At 71.2% G+C, this 16,012-nt stretch carries 14 protein-coding genes; 9 read left to right on the top strand and 5 right to left on the bottom strand.

The genetic code is table 11. The features are described 5' to 3' along the window. Positions 1 to 2: 2 nt before the first annotated feature. Positions 3 to 1,082 (bottom strand): aminotransferase-like domain-containing protein, encoded by a 1,080-nt coding sequence (locus M1L60_RS35515; RefSeq protein ID WP_253241935.1) that lies wholly within the window; start codon positions 1,080 to 1,082, stop codon positions 3 to 5. Between the two features lie 24 nt (positions 1,083 to 1,106). Between M1L60_RS35515 and M1L60_RS35510 the strand changes: the two genes are divergently transcribed. Then, entirely contained in the window at positions 1,107 to 2,048 is a 942-nt protein-coding gene (locus M1L60_RS35510; RefSeq protein ID WP_253241934.1) for a phosphoglycerate dehydrogenase, read from the top strand. A 9-nt stretch (positions 2,049 to 2,057) separates the two neighbouring features. Next, positions 2,058 to 2,672: an MSMEG_1061 family FMN-dependent PPOX-type flavoprotein gene (locus tag M1L60_RS35505; protein WP_253241933.1), complete on the top strand. Its 615-nt coding sequence runs from the start codon at positions 2,058 to 2,060 to the stop codon at positions 2,670 to 2,672. A gap of 200 nt (positions 2,673 to 2,872) precedes the next feature. Here M1L60_RS35505 and M1L60_RS35500 read toward each other — a convergent pair whose 3' ends face one another. Next, a complete protein-coding gene (locus tag M1L60_RS35500) occupies positions 2,873 to 3,766 on the bottom strand; it encodes a LysR family transcriptional regulator (protein ID WP_253241932.1) in 894 nt (297 codons plus the stop codon). Between the two features lie 92 nt (positions 3,767 to 3,858). Here M1L60_RS35500 and M1L60_RS35495 point away from each other — a divergent pair, with 92 nt between their 5' ends. The 5 genes from M1L60_RS35495 to M1L60_RS35475 all read left to right on the top strand — a co-directional run bounded on the left by M1L60_RS35495 (position 3,859) and on the right by M1L60_RS35475 (position 11,540). Next, positions 3,859 to 7,224 carry a bifunctional proline dehydrogenase/L-glutamate gamma-semialdehyde dehydrogenase gene (locus tag M1L60_RS35495; protein ID WP_253241931.1) on the top strand — a complete coding sequence of 1,122 codons (3,366 nt, stop codon included), beginning with the start codon at positions 3,859 to 3,861 and terminating at the stop codon, positions 7,222 to 7,224. Between the two features lie 1,083 nt (positions 7,225 to 8,307). Next, positions 8,308 to 9,252, top strand: a complete 945-nt coding sequence (locus M1L60_RS35490) for an aliphatic sulfonate ABC transporter substrate-binding protein (RefSeq protein ID WP_253241930.1) — start codon at positions 8,308 to 8,310, stop codon at positions 9,250 to 9,252. Further along, the gene (locus tag M1L60_RS35485) at positions 9,249 to 10,070 is read left to right on the top strand and encodes an ABC transporter permease (RefSeq protein WP_253241929.1); all 822 of its coding nucleotides are present in this window, start codon (positions 9,249 to 9,251) and stop codon (positions 10,068 to 10,070) included. The genes M1L60_RS35490 and M1L60_RS35485 overlap by 4 nt, the downstream gene beginning before the upstream one ends. Then, on the top strand, positions 10,043 to 10,753 hold the full coding sequence (locus M1L60_RS35480) for an ABC transporter ATP-binding protein (RefSeq protein ID WP_253241928.1): 711 nt from the start codon (positions 10,043 to 10,045) through the stop codon (positions 10,751 to 10,753). Before M1L60_RS35485 ends, M1L60_RS35480 begins: the two co-directional genes overlap by 28 nt. Positions 10,754 to 10,799: 46 nt before the next feature. Then, a complete protein-coding gene (locus M1L60_RS35475) occupies positions 10,800 to 11,540 on the top strand; it encodes a hypothetical protein (protein ID WP_253241927.1) in 741 nt (246 codons plus the stop codon). A 1-nt stretch (position 11,541) separates the two neighbouring features. Here the strand turns inward: M1L60_RS35475 and M1L60_RS35470 are convergent, their stop codons facing one another. The 3 genes from M1L60_RS35470 to M1L60_RS35460 all read right to left on the bottom strand — a co-directional run bounded on the left by M1L60_RS35470 (position 11,542) and on the right by M1L60_RS35460 (position 13,697). After that, the gene (locus tag M1L60_RS35470) at positions 11,542 to 11,775 is read right to left on the bottom strand and encodes a potassium channel family protein (RefSeq protein WP_253241926.1); all 234 of its coding nucleotides are present in this window, start codon (positions 11,773 to 11,775) and stop codon (positions 11,542 to 11,544) included. 3 nt (positions 11,776 to 11,778) lie between these two features. Then, positions 11,779 to 12,189 carry a hypothetical protein gene (locus tag M1L60_RS35465; RefSeq protein WP_253241925.1) on the bottom strand — a complete coding sequence of 137 codons (411 nt, stop codon included), beginning with the start codon at positions 12,187 to 12,189 and terminating at the stop codon, positions 11,779 to 11,781. 131 nt (positions 12,190 to 12,320) lie between these two features. Continuing rightward, positions 12,321 to 13,697 (bottom strand): FAD-binding oxidoreductase, encoded by a 1,377-nt coding sequence (locus tag M1L60_RS35460; RefSeq protein WP_253241924.1) that lies wholly within the window; start codon positions 13,695 to 13,697, stop codon positions 12,321 to 12,323. A 346-nt stretch (positions 13,698 to 14,043) separates the two neighbouring features. On the opposite strand from M1L60_RS35460, the gene M1L60_RS35455 reads away from it, so the two are divergent. Both M1L60_RS35455 and M1L60_RS35450 read left to right on the top strand, forming a co-directional pair. Continuing rightward, positions 14,044 to 14,382 carry a YciI family protein gene (locus M1L60_RS35455; protein WP_253241923.1) on the top strand — a complete coding sequence of 113 codons (339 nt, stop codon included), beginning with the start codon at positions 14,044 to 14,046 and terminating at the stop codon, positions 14,380 to 14,382. Next, a complete protein-coding gene (locus tag M1L60_RS35450; RefSeq protein WP_308208585.1) occupies positions 14,379 to 15,992 on the top strand; it encodes an RNA polymerase sigma factor in 1,614 nt (537 codons plus the stop codon). The genes M1L60_RS35455 and M1L60_RS35450 overlap by 4 nt, the downstream gene beginning before the upstream one ends. Positions 15,993 to 16,012 lie beyond the last annotated feature (20 nt).

The raw sequence follows: 16,012 nt of genomic DNA, 5'->3' as shown, positions 1-16,012 counted from the left end.
AGTCAGATGTTCAGGGCGGTCCGCAAGCGGGTTGCCGCCTCGACGAGGTCGGCCGTTTGGAGGTGCGAGAAGCTCAGCCGTACGTGGTCCTCGCCCCCGCCGCCGTCCGCGTAGAACGCGGTGCCGGGCACGAACGAGACCCCGTGCCGTTCCGCCACCGTCACCGACCCGGCCGCGTCGACGCCGGGCGGCAGCGGCAGCCACACGAACCAGCCGCCGGCCGGCGGGGTCACCCCGAGCGCGCCGGCCAGCGCGTCCCGCTGCTCGCGGTAGCGCTCGCGCAGGACCGCCACATGCTTCGCGTACGCCCCGGACGAGCCGTACACGGCCATGGTCATCGCCACCGAGTGGTTGACGCCGCCGCCGCTGTGCACATACCCGAGCCGGGTCAGCCGGTCGACCAGCAGCGGCGACGCGTTGATCCAGCCCAGCCGCAGCCCGGGCGCCACCGTCTTGGCGAACGAGCCGAGGCGGATCACCCCGTCCTCCTCGGCCAGATGCCACAGCGCGGGCGGCGCGGCGTCGCCGTAGAACAGCTCGCGGTACGTGTCGTCCTCGACGATGGTCAGGCCCTGGCACACCAGTTGGCGCCGGCGGTCGGGCGGCAGGCTGCGCCCGGTCGGGTTGCCGAACGTGGGCACGAGATAGAGGAACACGGCGCCGAGCGAGGCGGCCAGCGCGGCCGTCTCTGCGGGCAGCAGGCCGTGCTCGTCGGCCGGGGCCTGCACCAGCCGCACACCGTGGTCGGTGAAGATCTTGAAGGCCAGGTGGTACGTGGGGGCGTCGACCAGCACGACGTCGCCGGGCTCGGCCAGCAGCTGCGTGAGCAGGGCCAGCCCGTGCGAGGCGCCCGCGGTCACGAACGTCTGGTCGGGCGTGGCGTCGCCGACGTGCGAGCAGAGCCAGTCGATCAGGGGCGCCGGCCCGGGCGCATGGCCGTAGGTGAGGGCCTGCCAGCCGTACGTGGAAATGCTTTGCGCCCCGGCCTGTGACCACTGGTCGAGGGGCAACAGGGCGGGTCGCGGGTGACCCCAGCCGAGGTCGAGGAGCCCGGGCCGATGCTCGAACTGGACGATCGTCACCGTCCCGAATCTAGTCTGGGGACCATGAAGATTCTGCTGCCGGACAGTGTGCTCCTCGACCCGCGACTGCCCGAGGGCGTCACCGCCGTGCGCTACGCGCACACCCGGCCGATCCCCGACGAGCACACCGACGCCGAGGTGCTGGTCGTCTGGAACAACCCCGGTGACCAGCTGCGCGACGCCGCCCAGCGGCTCAAGCAGGTGCGCTGGGTGCAGACCCTGGCCGCCGGCCCCGACGCCGTGCTCGCGGCCGGCTTCGGGCCCGACGTGGTGATCACCTCGGGCCGCGGCCTGCACGACGACACAGTGGCCGAGCACACGCTGGCGTTGACCCTGGCCGCCGTACGCCACCTGCACCTGCTGCTGCGGGCCCAGGCCGCCCACCACTGGGCCGACGAGATGCGCGAGCTGCAGGCCGCGCCGGCCACCCAGGGCTTCTACACGCTGCGCGACGCCAATGTCGTGATCTGGGGCTTCGGCAGCATCGCGGCCGTGCTCGCGCCGCACCTCGAGGCACTGGGCGCGAAGGTCACCGGGGTCGCTCGCAGCGCCGGTCAGCGGCACGGCTTCGAGGTCGTCACCGAGGCCGAGTTCCCGGCCCTGCTGCCGCGGACCGACGTGCTGATCGGCATCCTGCCCGCCTCGGACGAGACCACGCACGCCTTGAACGCCGACGTGTTCGACCTCCTGCCCGAGCACGCGTGGGTGGTCAACGTCGGCCGGGGCGTGACGCTCGACGAGGACGCGCTGCTCGACGCGCTCGAGGACGGCGCCATCGGCGGGGCCGCGCTCGACGTGTTCGAGACCGAGCCGCTGCCCGAATCGTCCGGACTGTGGAACGAGCCCAACGTCATCATCACCCCGCACGTCGCCGGTGGCCGCCCGGTCGGGGCCGACGCGCTGCTCAGCGAGAACTTGGTCGCATTCCGGGAGGGGCGCTCGCTGCGCAACGTCGTCGAAGGTTAGCCTCGCCTAATGACGAGGGTGATCGGGACCGAGGCGGAGCTGCGCGAATACGTGGCCCCGCCGCCGCAGTTCATCGCGGAGAAGGGCATCGACCACATCGACCCCGAGTCGCGCCGGTTCATCGAGATGAGCCCGTTCTTCCTGCTGGCCACCTCGGCCGAGGACGGCACGTGCGATGTCTCACCACGGGGCGACCCGGCCGGCAGCGTGCTGGTGCTCGACGACCGTACGCTGGCCTTCGCCGACCGCAAGGGCAACGGCCGCCTCGACAGCCTGGTCAACCTGCTGCAACGCCCCCGGGTGGGCATGGTCTTCATGGTGCCGGGTTCGGGCGACACGGTACGGGTCAACGGCCACGCCCGGATCGTGGCCGACGCGCCTTACCTGGACCGCATGGCGATGAAGAGCGTGATCCCGAAGCTGGCCGTCGAGGTCGTGGTCGAGGAACTGTTCCTGCACTGCGCACGGGCCTTCACCCGCTCCCGCCTGTGGGACACGACCACGTGGCCGTTGAAGGCCGACGTCCCCAGCGCCGGCCAGATCGCCAAGAGCATCTCAGGCACCGAGGTCGAAGCCAAAGTAATCGACGACGCCCTCGACCTGGCCGCCGCCGACCCTTACTAGGCCGACCGGCCGTACCCCGCCTGCTGCTGCTCATGGCCGTCGAGGGCGAGGCTCTGGGGCGCGTCGTCGAATACCGAGGAAACCCCCGTCGAAGCGGCCTTGGAGGTGTCGTTTCCATGGAGTAACCGGCCGACCCTGATTCGTGACGAGACCGGTGAACTCGGCACTGGCTGGGTCATCCGCGCCTGAGGTGAGCGAGCTCAGCCTCTGGCTGCTTCTTCAAGGGTCTCGCGGAACGCGTGGGCGGCCGGGGAGGCGGCCCCGGCCAGGCGCTGAGCGGTGAAGATGGTGCGGCGGGGCCGGTCGGGCAGGTCGAGCAGGCGGCAGGACGTGTCGCGGCCGGCCCAGACCAGGTCGGGGATCAGGGCGACGGCGTTGCCCGACTCGACGAGGCGGATGTGGGCCTGCAGGTCGGCGGTCTCATAGCGTACGTCGGGTTCGAAGCCTGTGGATCGGCAGAGTTGCTCGGCGAAGTGGCGGGAGGCCGTGCCGCGCGGTTCCATCACCCACGGCATGTGGCGGGCCCCGTCGAGGGAGGCCACCGGGTGCAGCGCCGCCGCCTCGGCCGGTAGGGCCAGGCGGATCGCGTCCGTGGTCAGCGGGCGGCGGTCGAGGCCGGGATGGTGTGGCGCGGCGTGGGCCGGGTATTGCTCAGCGATAACCATGTCGAAGTCGCGGGCCCAGGTTTCGCGCAACGCTTCCTCCGGCTCGCGCTGCACCATCTCGACCCGTACGTCAGGAAAGCGGGTGGCCATGGCCAGCAACGTCGCCGGCATGAGGGCCAGTGCGGCCGACTGGAACACGGCCACCCGGACCCGGCCGCTCACCGTCGCGGTCGAGGCCTGCAGGCGGGATTCCGCGCGTTCGAGCATGTCGAGCACCTCGCCCACCGATTCCACCAGGACCTCGGCCTGCGGGGTGAGCTGGACGCCGCGTCCGGCCTTGCGCAACAGCGGCATGCCGGCCTCTTTCTCGAGCTGGCTGAGCTGCTGCGACACGGCCGACGGCGAGAAGTTGAGGGCCTCGGCGACGGCGGCGATCGTGCCCCGGACGGCCAGCTCGCGCAGCAGCACGAGACGCCGGATCTCGAGCATGGCGACCTCCGCGGAAACGTTAAGCAGAACTGAAGAGTACTCGTCGAAAACCGTCGCTTTTCCTGAACGGAACCCGGAAGGACACTTTCGGCATGTCTGAACTCGCACAGTCGCCGGCCACGCAGGCCGAGCTCGCCGATGAGGCCATCGCGCTGGTCCGCCGCTGGCTGCACGAGGCCTCGACCATCAAGACCACCGGCTCGGCGGCCCAGCTGGCCGGCGTGCTGCGCGACCCGAAGGGCCTGGCCTTCGCGGTCGGCTTCGTCGACGGTGTGGTGCGCCCCGAGGACGTCCGGGTCAGCGCCCGCGCCCTGAACGCGCTCGCGCCCGACGTCCCCCGCTTCCTGCCTGCCCCCTTGCGCGGCGCGGTTCGGCTCGGCGGCGCGCTCGCCCCGGTGCTGCCGGGCGTGGTCGTGCCGATCGCCCGGCGAGTGCTGCGCCGCATGGTCGGCCACCTGATCGTCGACGCCAGCGACGCCAAGCTGGGCCGGGCCATCGCCAGGATCAAGCGCCGGGACGTACGCCTGAACGTCAACCTGCTCGGCGAGGCCGTGCTGGGCCGCGGCGAGGCGACCCGGCGGCTGCGCGAGACCGAACGCCTGCTCGGCCGCGACGACGTCGACTACGTGTCGATCAAGGTGTCCTCGACCGTCGCCCCGCACAACCCGTGGGCGTTCGACGAGGCCGTCACCGAGATCGTGGAGCAGCTCACGCCGCTGTTCACGCTGGCCGCCACGGCGCGTACGCGCAAGTTCGTCAACCTCGACATGGAGGAGTACAAGGATCTCGATCTGACGATCGCGGTCTTCACCCGCCTGCTCGACAAGCCCGAACTGCGCGAGCTCGAGGCGGGCATCGTGCTGCAGGCGTACCTGCCCGACGCCCACGCGGCAATGATCCGCCTGCAGGAGTGGTCGGCCAAACGCCGGGCCAACTGCGGCGCCGGCATCAAGGTGCGCCTGGTCAAGGGTGCGAACCTGCCGATGGAACAGGTCGAGGCGACCGTGCACGGCTGGCCGCTGGCGACCTGGGGCACCAAGCAGGAGACCGACACCAACTACAAGCGTGTGCTCGACTACGCGTTGCATCCCGACCGCATCGGCAATGTGCGGCTCGGGGTGGCCGGTCACAATCTCTTCGACATCGCGTACGCCTGGCTCCTGGCCGGACAGCGCGGGGTTCGCGCGGGCATCGAGTTCGAGATGCTGCTCGGCATGGCCGAGGGCCAGGCCGAGGTCGTCAGGCGTGAGGTCGGCGGGCTCCTGCTCTACACCCCGGTCGTACGGCCGGAGCAGTTCGACGTGGCCATCGCGTACCTGATCCGCAGGTTGGAGGAGGGCGCGAGCAGCGACAACTTCATGTCGGCGGTGTTCGAGCTCGACAGCAACTCAGCCCTCTTCGCTCGTGAGCGCGACCGTTTCCTGGCCTCCCTGGCCGAGCTGGACGACGAGGTGCCGGCGCCGCGTCGTATCGCTGTGCGGCCCGTCGTGCAAAACGGGCTTTTCGCCAACACGCCCGACACGGATCCGGCGATCGCCGCAAATCGCACTCAATTCCGCGAGGTGTTGAAGCGGGTTTCTTCGACCAGGATCGGCATTGAAGCGATCGACGGCGCCCGCTTGACCGACGAGCGACGCCTCGACGACCGCCTGGGCGCGGCCGCGGCGGCCGCCACCGCCTGGGGCGCAATGACCGGCGCTGAGCGCGGCGCTGTGCTGCACCAGATCGGCGAGGCCCTGGAGGCTCACCGGCTCGACCTGCTCGAGGTCATGGCGTCCGAGGCCGGCAAGACGGCCGACCAGGCCGACCCCGAGATCTCCGAGGCCATCGACTTCGCGCACTACTACGGCGACCTGGCCGCCGAGCTCGACACGGTCGACGGCGCGGTCGCCGTACCCGAAAAGCTCACCCTGGTCACGCCGCCGTGGAACTTCCCGGTGGCCATCCCGGCCGGCTCGGTGCTGGCCGCCCTGGCCGCCGGGTCCGCGGTCGCGCTGAAGCCGGCCGGCCCGGCCGAGCGCTGCGGCGCCGTACTGGCCGACATCATCAAGCCTGTGCTGCCCGACGCCGACCTGCTCACGCTGATCCAGGTCGAGGAGCGGGCCCTGGGCAAGCAGCTGATCAGCCACGCACTGGTCGACCGGGTCATCCTGACCGGCGCGTACGAGACGGCCGAGCTGTTCCGGTCGTTCCGGGCCGACCTGCCGCTGCTGGCCGAGACCAGCGGCAAGAACGCCATCATCGTGACCCCGAGCGCCGACCTCGACCTGGCCGTCAAGGACGTGATCAGCTCGGCCTTCGGGCACGCCGGCCAGAAGTGCTCGGCCGCCTCGCTGGTCGTCCTGGTCGGCTCGGTGGCCCGCTCCGAGCGGTTCCGCCACCAGTTGCTCGACGCGGCCCGGTCGCTGACCGTGGGCTGGCCGTCGGACCCGCGCAGCCAGGTCGGTCCGGTCATCGAGCCGGCCGCGGGCAAACTGCTGGACGGCCTGACCAAGCTCGGCCCCGGCGAGTCGTGGCTGCTGGAACCCCAGAAGCTCGACGACAGCGACCGCCTGTGGAGCCCCGGCATCCGCGACGGCGTGACCCGCGGCTCGGACTACCACCGCACCGAGTACTTCGGGCCGGTCCTCGGCATCATGACCGCCGAGACCCTGGACGAGGCGATCGACCTGGTCAACGACGTCGACTACGGCCTCACCTCGGGTCTGCACTCGCTCGACCCGGAGGAACTGGCCCGCTGGCTCGACCGGGTGCAGGCGGGCAACCTGTACGTGAACCGCGGCATCACGGGCGCGATCGTGCGCCGCCAGCCGTTCGGCGGCTGGAAGCGCTCGGCGGTCGGCCCCGGCACCAAGGCCGGCGGCCCCAACTACCTGGTCGGTCTCTCCGGCTGGCAGTCGGCCCCGTCCTCGTCGACTGCGAAGATCGACAACGTTGCCGTCCGCGCGCTGCTCACGGCGGCCGGCAACGACCCCGCGCTCGAACGCGCGGCTCGCAGCGACGCTGCCACTTCTTTCGGTACGGCGGAGGACGTGTCCGGGCTCTGGGCCGAGCGCAACGTGCTGCGCTACCTGCCGGTCCCGGTCGAGGTGCGTCTCGCTTCCGGCGGTTCGGTTGCCGACCTGCTGCGAGTTGTCGTCGCGGGTCTAGGAGCGGGCGCGCCGTTCCGGGTCTCGACGGCCACCGCCCTGGACGTCGAGCTGCCGGTCGACGTACGGGTCGAGGACGACACCACGTTCGCGGCCGGCCTACGCGGCGTCAACCGGGTCCGCCTGATCGGCGGCTCGGCCGAGGCCCTGGCCCGGGCCACGGACGGCCGCCCCGACCTCGCGGTCTGGTCCCACCCGGTGACCGAGGCCGGCCACGTCGAGATGCTGCCGTTCCTGCACGAGCAGGCCGTCAGCATCACGGCCCACCGCTTCGGCAACCCCGACAAACTGGCCCACTCAGTCCTGTAAGAACCTGGTCAGCGAACGGCCGTGTGGTTCTCTGCCGCGCGGCCGTTCGACGTTCCAATTTCACCGCCCGGCGAGCCTTCCCAGCCGACCCGCGACGCCTTGGAACAGGTGGCAGACGGCCTCCACCGCAGCTAGCGCCGCCTGCCGAGCGAGGGGAGGCCACCGCTGACCGCTTTCACTGACGACCCCCACGCGAGGTCAGCCGCGACGCGGTCCGGCGCGAATGTCTGCTCGAGATAGGCGCGGACCATGTTGTCGCCCTCGCTGGAGGTGCGGGCCCGGGCGCCGTCACGCTGAGTCGTGGTCGCGGTTCGCTGGAAGCAGGTCGGGCAACGCTTTGTGCCAGGCCGGGCCCGCCCCTCTTGGAAAGGAGTGGCGGTCGAAATGTCATGTCCGCATCGGGCCAGCCCTGGTTCATCCGACGGCAGATGGGCCGACCAAGTCAGCTCTCCATGGTGCTTCCGATGGACGTGCACTGTGACGAACCACAAGCGGCCCGGGTCGCGTTGAGGCCCTGCGAAATCCTGCCGCCGCACAGGAGCGGGTTTGTCTGGAGACTGCTGCGCGGCGGCGCCCAGGACTGGGGACTGACTTGCCTTGGCCGGTGAGGTGATGAAGTCTTCGAGAAGCGCTATCAGTTCGGGGACGGCGGCGGTGGGCACGATCGCCTCCGCCGAGTCGAGCGGGATCGCGGCTCGTGCGACTGGCCGCCAAAAGGCGATCCGCGCGTTTGACTGGCCGATCAGCTCGTACCGAGGCCCCCGTGGTTCGTCTCCACCGGCCCGGACGGACCGGAGAGCACGGAGGAGCAGGCGGACGTCGGCGCTCAGGATCGAGAACGACGCCGCTCCGGTGGATCGGATGTGCGGACCACGCAGGCGTGTCCACCGCCCCGCGGCACGGGCGTTCCACCCTCTCATTTGCAGCTCAACGCCATGATCGGCCTCCCCTGCGTCGCGCCGCGAGGGCGGCGTGGCCTCCTCGTCGGCAGCTCCTGGCCCGGGGATGAGACAAAACTGCGACCCGTCGGTATCGGGCTCCTACTCTTTCGGTATCTCCTATCGGTTAGATATAGTAATGGACATGCGTCGATCGCTTGCGGTGGTTGTGACCGTTGTTCTGGCTGTGGCCCTTGGCGGCTGTGGGGATGACCCCGGGAGTGAGGCGTCGGCCGGGAACTCGGTTCTGCGGATCGGGTATCAGCGGTTCGGGGGGCTCAGCCTGGTCAAGGCGCGCGGGGACGCGCCGGGGGTCACGTGGTCGCTGTTCGAGAGCGGGCCGGCGCTGACCGAGGCGTTGAAGGCGGGGGCCATCGATCTCGGGCAGACGGGGGAGGCGCCCCCCATCTTCGCGGCGGCGGCCAGGACGCAGTTCGTCATCGCGGGGGTGGGGGCGCCGTCGCCCCGAAGCGAGGCCGTTCTCGTCAAGGCGGCCAAGGGATACAAGAGTTTCGCCGATCTCAAAGGCAGGACGGTGGCGCTCAACAAGGGTTCCAATGTGCACTGGCTGCTGCTCAAGCTGCTCGAAGCCAACAAAATGACGTTGTCGGACATCAACGTCAAGTATCTGAAGCCGGCCGAGGGGCGGCCCGCGTTCGACAACGACCAGGTCGATGCGTGGGTCATCTGGGATCCGTACTTCGCGCTGGCCGAGCAGCCGGGGGTGCAGGTCCTGGCCGACGCCACCGGGGTCGCCAACAACCGCGAATACCTGCTGGTCGGCAAGGACGCGGCGAGCGCCAAGACCGAACAGATCAAGAGCTTCCTGCAGACGTACGAGAAGACGACGGCCTGGGGGATCGAGCATCCCGATGAGCGGGCCGAGGTGCTGGCGCCCGAGTTGAAGATCGACGAGCCGACGACCGAGCGGGCGCTGGCCCGGGCGGCCCAGCCGGTCGACCAGCTGAACGCCTCGATCGGGGACGAGTTGCAGGCCATCGCGGACGGCTTCGCGGAACTGGAGCTGATCCCGGGCCAGGTGGACGTCAAGTCGCTCGTGGATCCGCGGTTCGCCGAGGCCGCGCCGTGACGCTGGTCGCCGCGCCGGACACCGAGGTCGCCTCGACGGCCGCGCCGGGCCGCGTCAAGCGCCGCATCCGGTGGCAGCGCGCGCTGAGCCCCGTACTCATCCTGGCGTTGTGGGAAGCGGCGGCGCGGGCCGGGCTGATCGCCGCGGACAAGTTACCGGCGCCGAGCACCGTGCTGCAGACCGGGTGGCGGCTCGCGCGTGACGGAACGTTGGGCGACCATCTGCTCGACTCGCTGACCCGGGCCGCGCTCGGGCTGTTGATCGGTGGGACGCTGGCGCTGATCCTGGGTTCGGTGGCGGGGCTGCTGCGAGCCGGGGACGACGCGATCGACCCGCCGGTGCAGATGGCCCGGATGCTGCCGCACCTGGCGCTGGTGCCGCTGCTGATCATCTGGGTCGGGATCGGCGAGTCGATGAAGATCACGCTGGTCGCGCTCGGCGCGTTCTTCCCGCTGTACTTCAACACGTACGCGGGAATTCGCGACATCGACCAGAGGCTGGTCGAAGCGGCGCGCACGTGCGGGCTGGGCGCCTGGCAACGGATCCGGCACGTCGTGCTTCCGGGTGCGCTGCCGTCGCTGTTCCTGGGTCTGCGGCTGGCCATCGGCGCGGCGTGGCTGAGCCTCGTGGTGGGCGAGCAGACCAACACCCAGAACGGCATCGGCTTCCTGATGATGGAGGCTCGCGAGTTCAGCCAGACCGATGTGGTGGTGCTCGGGCTGTTCGTGTATGCCGGCCTCGGCCTGCTGTCCGACCTGCTGCTCCGCATCCTCGAAAGGAGAACCCTGGCGTGGCGCCGAGGACTGCAGGCAACCTAGTCGTACGGGCCCGGGGTGTGCGCCGAGCCTTCGGACCCACCCCTGTCCTCGACGGCGTCGATCTCGACATCGCCGGCGGCGAAGTGGTCGCGTTGCTGGGTGGCAGCGGTTCGGGCAAGAGCACGCTGCTGCGCATCCTGGCCGGACTGGACGCGGCCGCCACCGGCGAGTTCGCCGTGCCGGCCCAGCACGCGGTCGTCTTCCAGGAGCATCGCCTGCTGCCGTGGAAGCGGGTCATCGACAACGTCGGCCTCGGCGTCAGCGACCGTTCCCGCTGCACGGACGCGCTGGCCGAGGTGGGTCTGGCCGACCGGGCCCGGGCCTGGCCGGTCGAACTGTCCGGCGGCCAGGCCCAGCGGGTCGCCTTCGCCCGGGCCCTGGCCCGCGAACCGTCGGTCCTGCTGCTGGACGAGCCGTTCGGCGCCCTGGACGCCCTGACCCGCCTGCGCATGCAGCAACTGTTCGGCCGGTTGCGGGCCCGCCACGGTTTCGCCGCTCTGCTGGTCACCCACGACGTCGAGGAGGCTCTGCTGCTGACCGACCGCGCCCTGGTCCTCGACCGCGGCGTGATCGCCGCCGACCTGCCGGTCGAACTGGACCACCCGCGGGCACCGGACCGCCCCGGCTTCGGCGCGCTGCGTCGGCGGCTCCTGGACCTTCTTGGTGTGCCTGCGGTGGTTTAGGACACGCTGGTGAGCGCGAGGGCCGCGGCGGTGCGACGATGCAGGAATGGTTTACCCGTTCGGTCCTGGTCCTGAGGTCGGTGGGCCGGTCGGCGAGTCGTACGCGGTGGCGCTGGTCCGGACCGGCGACGCGAGTGGTGTGACCGGGGTATTGCGGCGTCTGCGGTTCACCGGGTGGGTCGCGCCGGTCCAGGGGGAGTGGGTGCCGGTCGTGGCCGTGCCCGGTGGCGGGACGGTCGCGGCTGGGCGGCGGGGCATCGTGGGGGTCGGGGAAGAACTGGCCGGGGAGTTCGGAGCCACCGTGCTGGTGCTGCGGGTGCTTGCCGATCGCCAACTGGCCCTGGTGGCCTGGGTCGATGGCGAGGAGACCGGGCGTTTCGTGAGCGACCCGTCGCGGGAACCGGGGGCCGACGAGGACGTGCTGGACGATCCGCTCGGGTTGGAGAGCACCGCTTCGTTCGCGGCCGCCGCGGGGCATCCCGAGCGGGGGCAGGAGCTGGTCGAACTGCTGCGCGAGCCGATCGACCCGGAGAATGTCATCGAGTCCGAGCGGCTGTCCCGGGTGTTGCGATTGCTCGACCTGCCGACTTGGCTGGTTGCCGTGGTCGCGTTGCCGCGCGACATTCCCACCGGGCCGCAGGCGCGGGAGACGACCCGCCTGGGTCTGGGACGGACCGGACTGGCGGGACTGGTTCTGCCTCGACTGACGCGGCGCCGTCGCCGGCCGCCGCCGGTCATTGCCGACGCCCCGCAGGGTGGGCCCGACATGGACCCCTGGCTCATGTGAATCAGTTCCGGCGGCGGCGGGGGCGCCAGGCCTCGACCACTTTGGCCACCGCTGTCACCAGGAAGAGCCGGCCGGTCAGGGCTTCGAGCACGGCCAGGCTGCGGCCCGGATTGGCCGCGGGCACCAGATCGCCGTACCCGGTGGTGATGAGCGTGACGAAGCTGAAGAACAGCGCGTCCGGCAGGGTGGCGTCCCCGGCATCAGTGAAGAACGCGCCGGGCTGCAGCAGCGCCACACATCAGTAGGCGAAGCCGAAGGCCAGGCCCAGCATCAGGTAGGCCGCGAGGGCGCCCAGCAGGAGTTCCTTGTCGGCGGCCCGGCGGGCGACGTCGGCCACGATGACCAGCGGGGCCATCGCGTACAGCACGCAGCCGGCCAGGAAGGTCAGGCCGACCAGGCAGTTGGTGGGGGAGGCCACGGCCCACCCGGCGGACACCAGGGCCAGGACGAACACGCCGGTGGCGGCACGTCGCAGGTGGGGCCGGATCGAGGCGAGCCGCAGCACGTACCAGACCGTGCCGATCTGGACGACCAGCACCAGAGCGACGCAGATCCGCTCGGTGATCGACGTCGCCAGCACGTAGGCGAGCACGATCAGGCCGATGACCGGGGCGTAGCTCGGCTTCCCGGCCGTGGTCGCGTCCGACATCGCCTGAAAGTAGCGCCGCCCGGTGGCCACCGGGTCACACGGGACGGACGAGAAAGGCGCCTGCTCACGCGCGCAGGGCACGCGGAGGTGCCGCGGCACGCCGCCCCGCCAGGTCGACGTGCCGCGGAAGGTCAGGCCGGGGAGCGGAGCGGCACCTGGCCCGCCCGCAGGACGTGGGCCGGGTCGTAGCGTTCGGCCAGCGCGGTCAGCCGGTCGATTGTCTGACGATCGTACGAGCGGGCAATTCGCTCGGAGCCCGCGGCCGCGCTGTGGTTGGGCAGGGCGCCGCCCGTGGCCCAGGGAGCCAGCGCCGAGCGGACCGCGGCGGCGTGCGGGGCGACGGCGTCGGCGATCGGCGGGACGGGTACGCCGATGATCGTGAGGGCGAAGGCGGCGTCGCGGTGGCACAGGGCGCTCGGCTGGGCCGGGGGTTCGGCCAGGGCGCCGCCGAGTTGGCGCAGCTCGACGATCACCTGAGGCGAACCGGCGTCGGGGCCGGCCACGGCCAGCAGCGCATCGACGGCCTCGGCCGGGAACGACGTCAGCAGGTCGGTCTCCTCGATCACCGGCATCGGGTCGGTCGGGTCGGCGTGGACCATACCGATGGCCGCGTACGGGATTGTCTGCACGGCGTCGATCACGGGCTCGGCCGCCGCGCGCATCGGGGCTAGCACCGCCGCGCCCGACTCCGCCGTGCCGGTCCAGGCGAACCGGACGGCGACGGTGAACCGGCCCGCCAGCGGTTCCGGGACCCCGGGCATCGGGGGCAGTTGCAGCAGCGCGAGCGAGGTGGTCGCCTCGGACGGCAGGGTGGTCGACCACTCGCGCCAGCGATGAACGACTTGGTAGGCGTCGGTCCCGGCGAAGTACAGCGCCCCGGCGTAAACCGTAGGCAGGGCCACGAGATCGAACTCGATCGCCGTCACGATGCCGAGCGCGCCCTTGCCGCCGCGGAGGCCCCAGAAGAGGTCGGGTTCGGTCGACGCGGTGACCCGCCGGTGCTCGCCGTCGCCGGTGACGACCTCGAAGGCCCGCACCCGATCCGACGCCCACCCGAACGTCCGCGCGACCGGCCCCAGCCCACCGCCCGTCGTGTAGCCGACGACCCCCACGCTCGGCGCCGCCCCACACAGTGGCGCCAGCCCATGCGGAGCGGCCTTATCCAACACCTGCTGCCAGCGCACCCCAGCCCCCACCCGAGCCCAGCCGTCCGGGTGTACCAGGCATTCGTCGAGTCGCCGGGTGTGGATCAGGATCGCGTCGTCCAGGGGCGAGGCCAGGCCGTGGCCGGTGGCCTGGACGGCCACGGCCCGGCCGGTTGCGCCGGCGAACCGGACGGCCTCGGCGACGTCTCGGGCGTCGGCCGCCTCGACGACGGCGGCGGGGGTGGCCCGGATCGCGACGTTGAAGCCGCTTGTCAGTTCGTCATACAAAGGCTCGCCCGGCATGGCGAGAGTGCCGGTCAGGCGGGCCTTGAGCGCCTCGATGGTGTCGACGGCGGTGGTCATGGTGGTCCCTTTCGGTCATCGGTGTCGTGATGACTCTGCCGAGCCCCACTTGTGATCGGCTTAAGGCTCGCTTCTCAACGGGGTGAAAAGTGGTGGTCGCGTAGAAAAGCCCGGCCACCGGTGCTTTAGCCAGGCTTCACGAGCCGCCACCGGAAGGCCCCGGGCCGCGCGGCAGACCTGTGGTTCGATCCACCAGCGGAGGGCCCCGGGCGGCGTGGCAGACCTGTGGTTCGATCCGCCACCGGTGGGTTCCGGGCCGCGCGGCAGATCTTTTGATTCGGTTGTCGATTTCGCCGGGCGGTGTGCGACGACCCGATGACATCCATGATGGGTTCGGGAGGCACTGATGAAGTACGCATTGCTGATCTATCAGACCGAGAAGGACTGGGCCGAGGCCGATGAGGACCAGCGACGTCAGGCCTACGAGGCCCACGGCCGGTTCGCCGCGCTGCTGAAGGAACGCGGTGCCGACCGAGGCGGCGAGGAGCTCGCGCTCACCGACACGGCGACGACCATCCGCTCGGGCGGTCTGCTCACCGACGGCCCCTACGCGGAGACGGCCGAACAGCTCGGCGGCTTCTACCTGGTCGAGGCGCGCGACCTCGACGAGGCACTGGAGTTCGGCCGCGCCCTCGCCGCCCTGGGCGACATCGTCGAGGTGCGTCCGGTGGTCGCGTACGAGTGAGCGCCGTCGAAGCCGCTTTCCGCGAGCACCGGGGCCCGTTGCTGGCCACCCTGGTCGCCGAGCTGCGCAGCTTCGACCTGGCCGAGGACGCGTTGCAGGACGCCTTCGCCGCCGCCACCCGCCAGTGGCCCGGCGAGGGCGTCCCGCGCCGCCCCGCCGCCTGGTTGCTCTCAGTGGCCCGCCGCCGAGCCATCGACCGCCGCCGCCGCGACCAAACACTGCTCCGCTACCTCCCCCTGCTGATCACTCCAGAGGAAGCACCCCCGCTCCTCCCCACGAGCACCGGAGATGTGCGCCCGATCCGACCAACGAGTTCCGGTGAAGCGCGCCCGAGACCGCCGAGTGTCGGAGATGCGCGCCCGATCCGACCAACGAGCGTTGGAGATGGGCGCCCGATCCGGTCGCCGAGCGCTGAGGAAGTTGCCGCGACGCTGCCCGCGAGCAACGGCGAAGCGCGCCCGAGACCGATGAGTGCCGGTGAAGTGCGCGCGGTCCGGCTGGCGAGTGCCGGTGAAGTGCGCGCGGTCCGGCCGGCGAGTGCCGGAGATGCGCGCCTGACCCGGTCGCCGAGTGCCAGGGGAGTGCCCGCGAAACTGCCTGCGAGCAACGGGGAGGCGCCTCCCAATCGGCCGGCGGGCGCACAGGAAGCGCCCCCGAAGCCGCCCGCGAGCACCAGGGGAGCGGTCGGGTCGGGCAGCGCGCTCGAGCCCGGCGAGCCGGGTGGGCAGGCGACGGACGAGTCGTTGCAGCTTCTGTTTGCGTGTTGCCACCCGGCGCTGGCCCTCGAAGCGCGCGTCGCCCTCACCCTGCGGTTCGTGGCCGGGTTGACCGTTGCCGAGATCGGTCGGCTCTTCCTGGTCAGCGAGGCGACGATGGCTGCCCGCGTCACCCGGGCCAAGCAGAAGATCCGGACCGCGGGGATTCCGCTGCGGGTGCCGGCGCCGGCCGACTACCCGGCCCGGGCCGACGGGGTGCTCGCCGTGATCTATCTGCTCTTCACCGAGGGCTACCGCTCGTACCGGCATGACTTGGCGGCCGAGGCCATCCGGATCTGCCGTCTCATGCCGCCCGCCCCCGAAACCACCGCCCTGCTCGCGCTCATGCTCCTGCAGCATTCCCGCCGACACGCCAGATTGTCCGACAGTCGTATCGTCCTATTGCCGGACCAGGACCGTACGCGCTGGAACGCACGCGAGATCGCCGCCGGTCTGGCCCTGCTCGAGGCGCCCGCACCGCGAGGCCCGTATCGGCTCCAAGCGCTCATCGCCGCGCAACACGCCCTCGCCCGCCACGCCACTGACACGGACTGGCCGCGCATCGCCGCCCTCTATGCCCAGCTCGAGGACCTGACCGGCTCCCCGGTCGTCCGGCTCAACCGCGCCATCGCCGTAGCCGAGGCCGAAGGCCCACAACGCGGCCTCGACCTGCTCGACTTCGACCTGCCCGGCCACCACCTCCCCGCCGCCCGGGCCGAAATGCTGCTGCGCCTCGGCCGCACCGCCGAAGCGGTGAAGCAGTTCGATCTTGCCCTGGCATCAGCGACGACCGACACGGAGCGTGACCACCTTCGGCGGCGGCGAGAGAGCGCTCCCGGTACCGGTACCGGGTGAGCGCCGGTACCGGTTACGGC

It is taken from the genome of Paractinoplanes aksuensis, assembly GCF_024137025.1.
Lineage (GTDB): Bacteria > Actinomycetota > Actinomycetes > Mycobacteriales > Micromonosporaceae > Actinoplanes > Actinoplanes aksuensis.
This window is presented reverse-complemented; position numbering and strand designations above follow the sequence as displayed.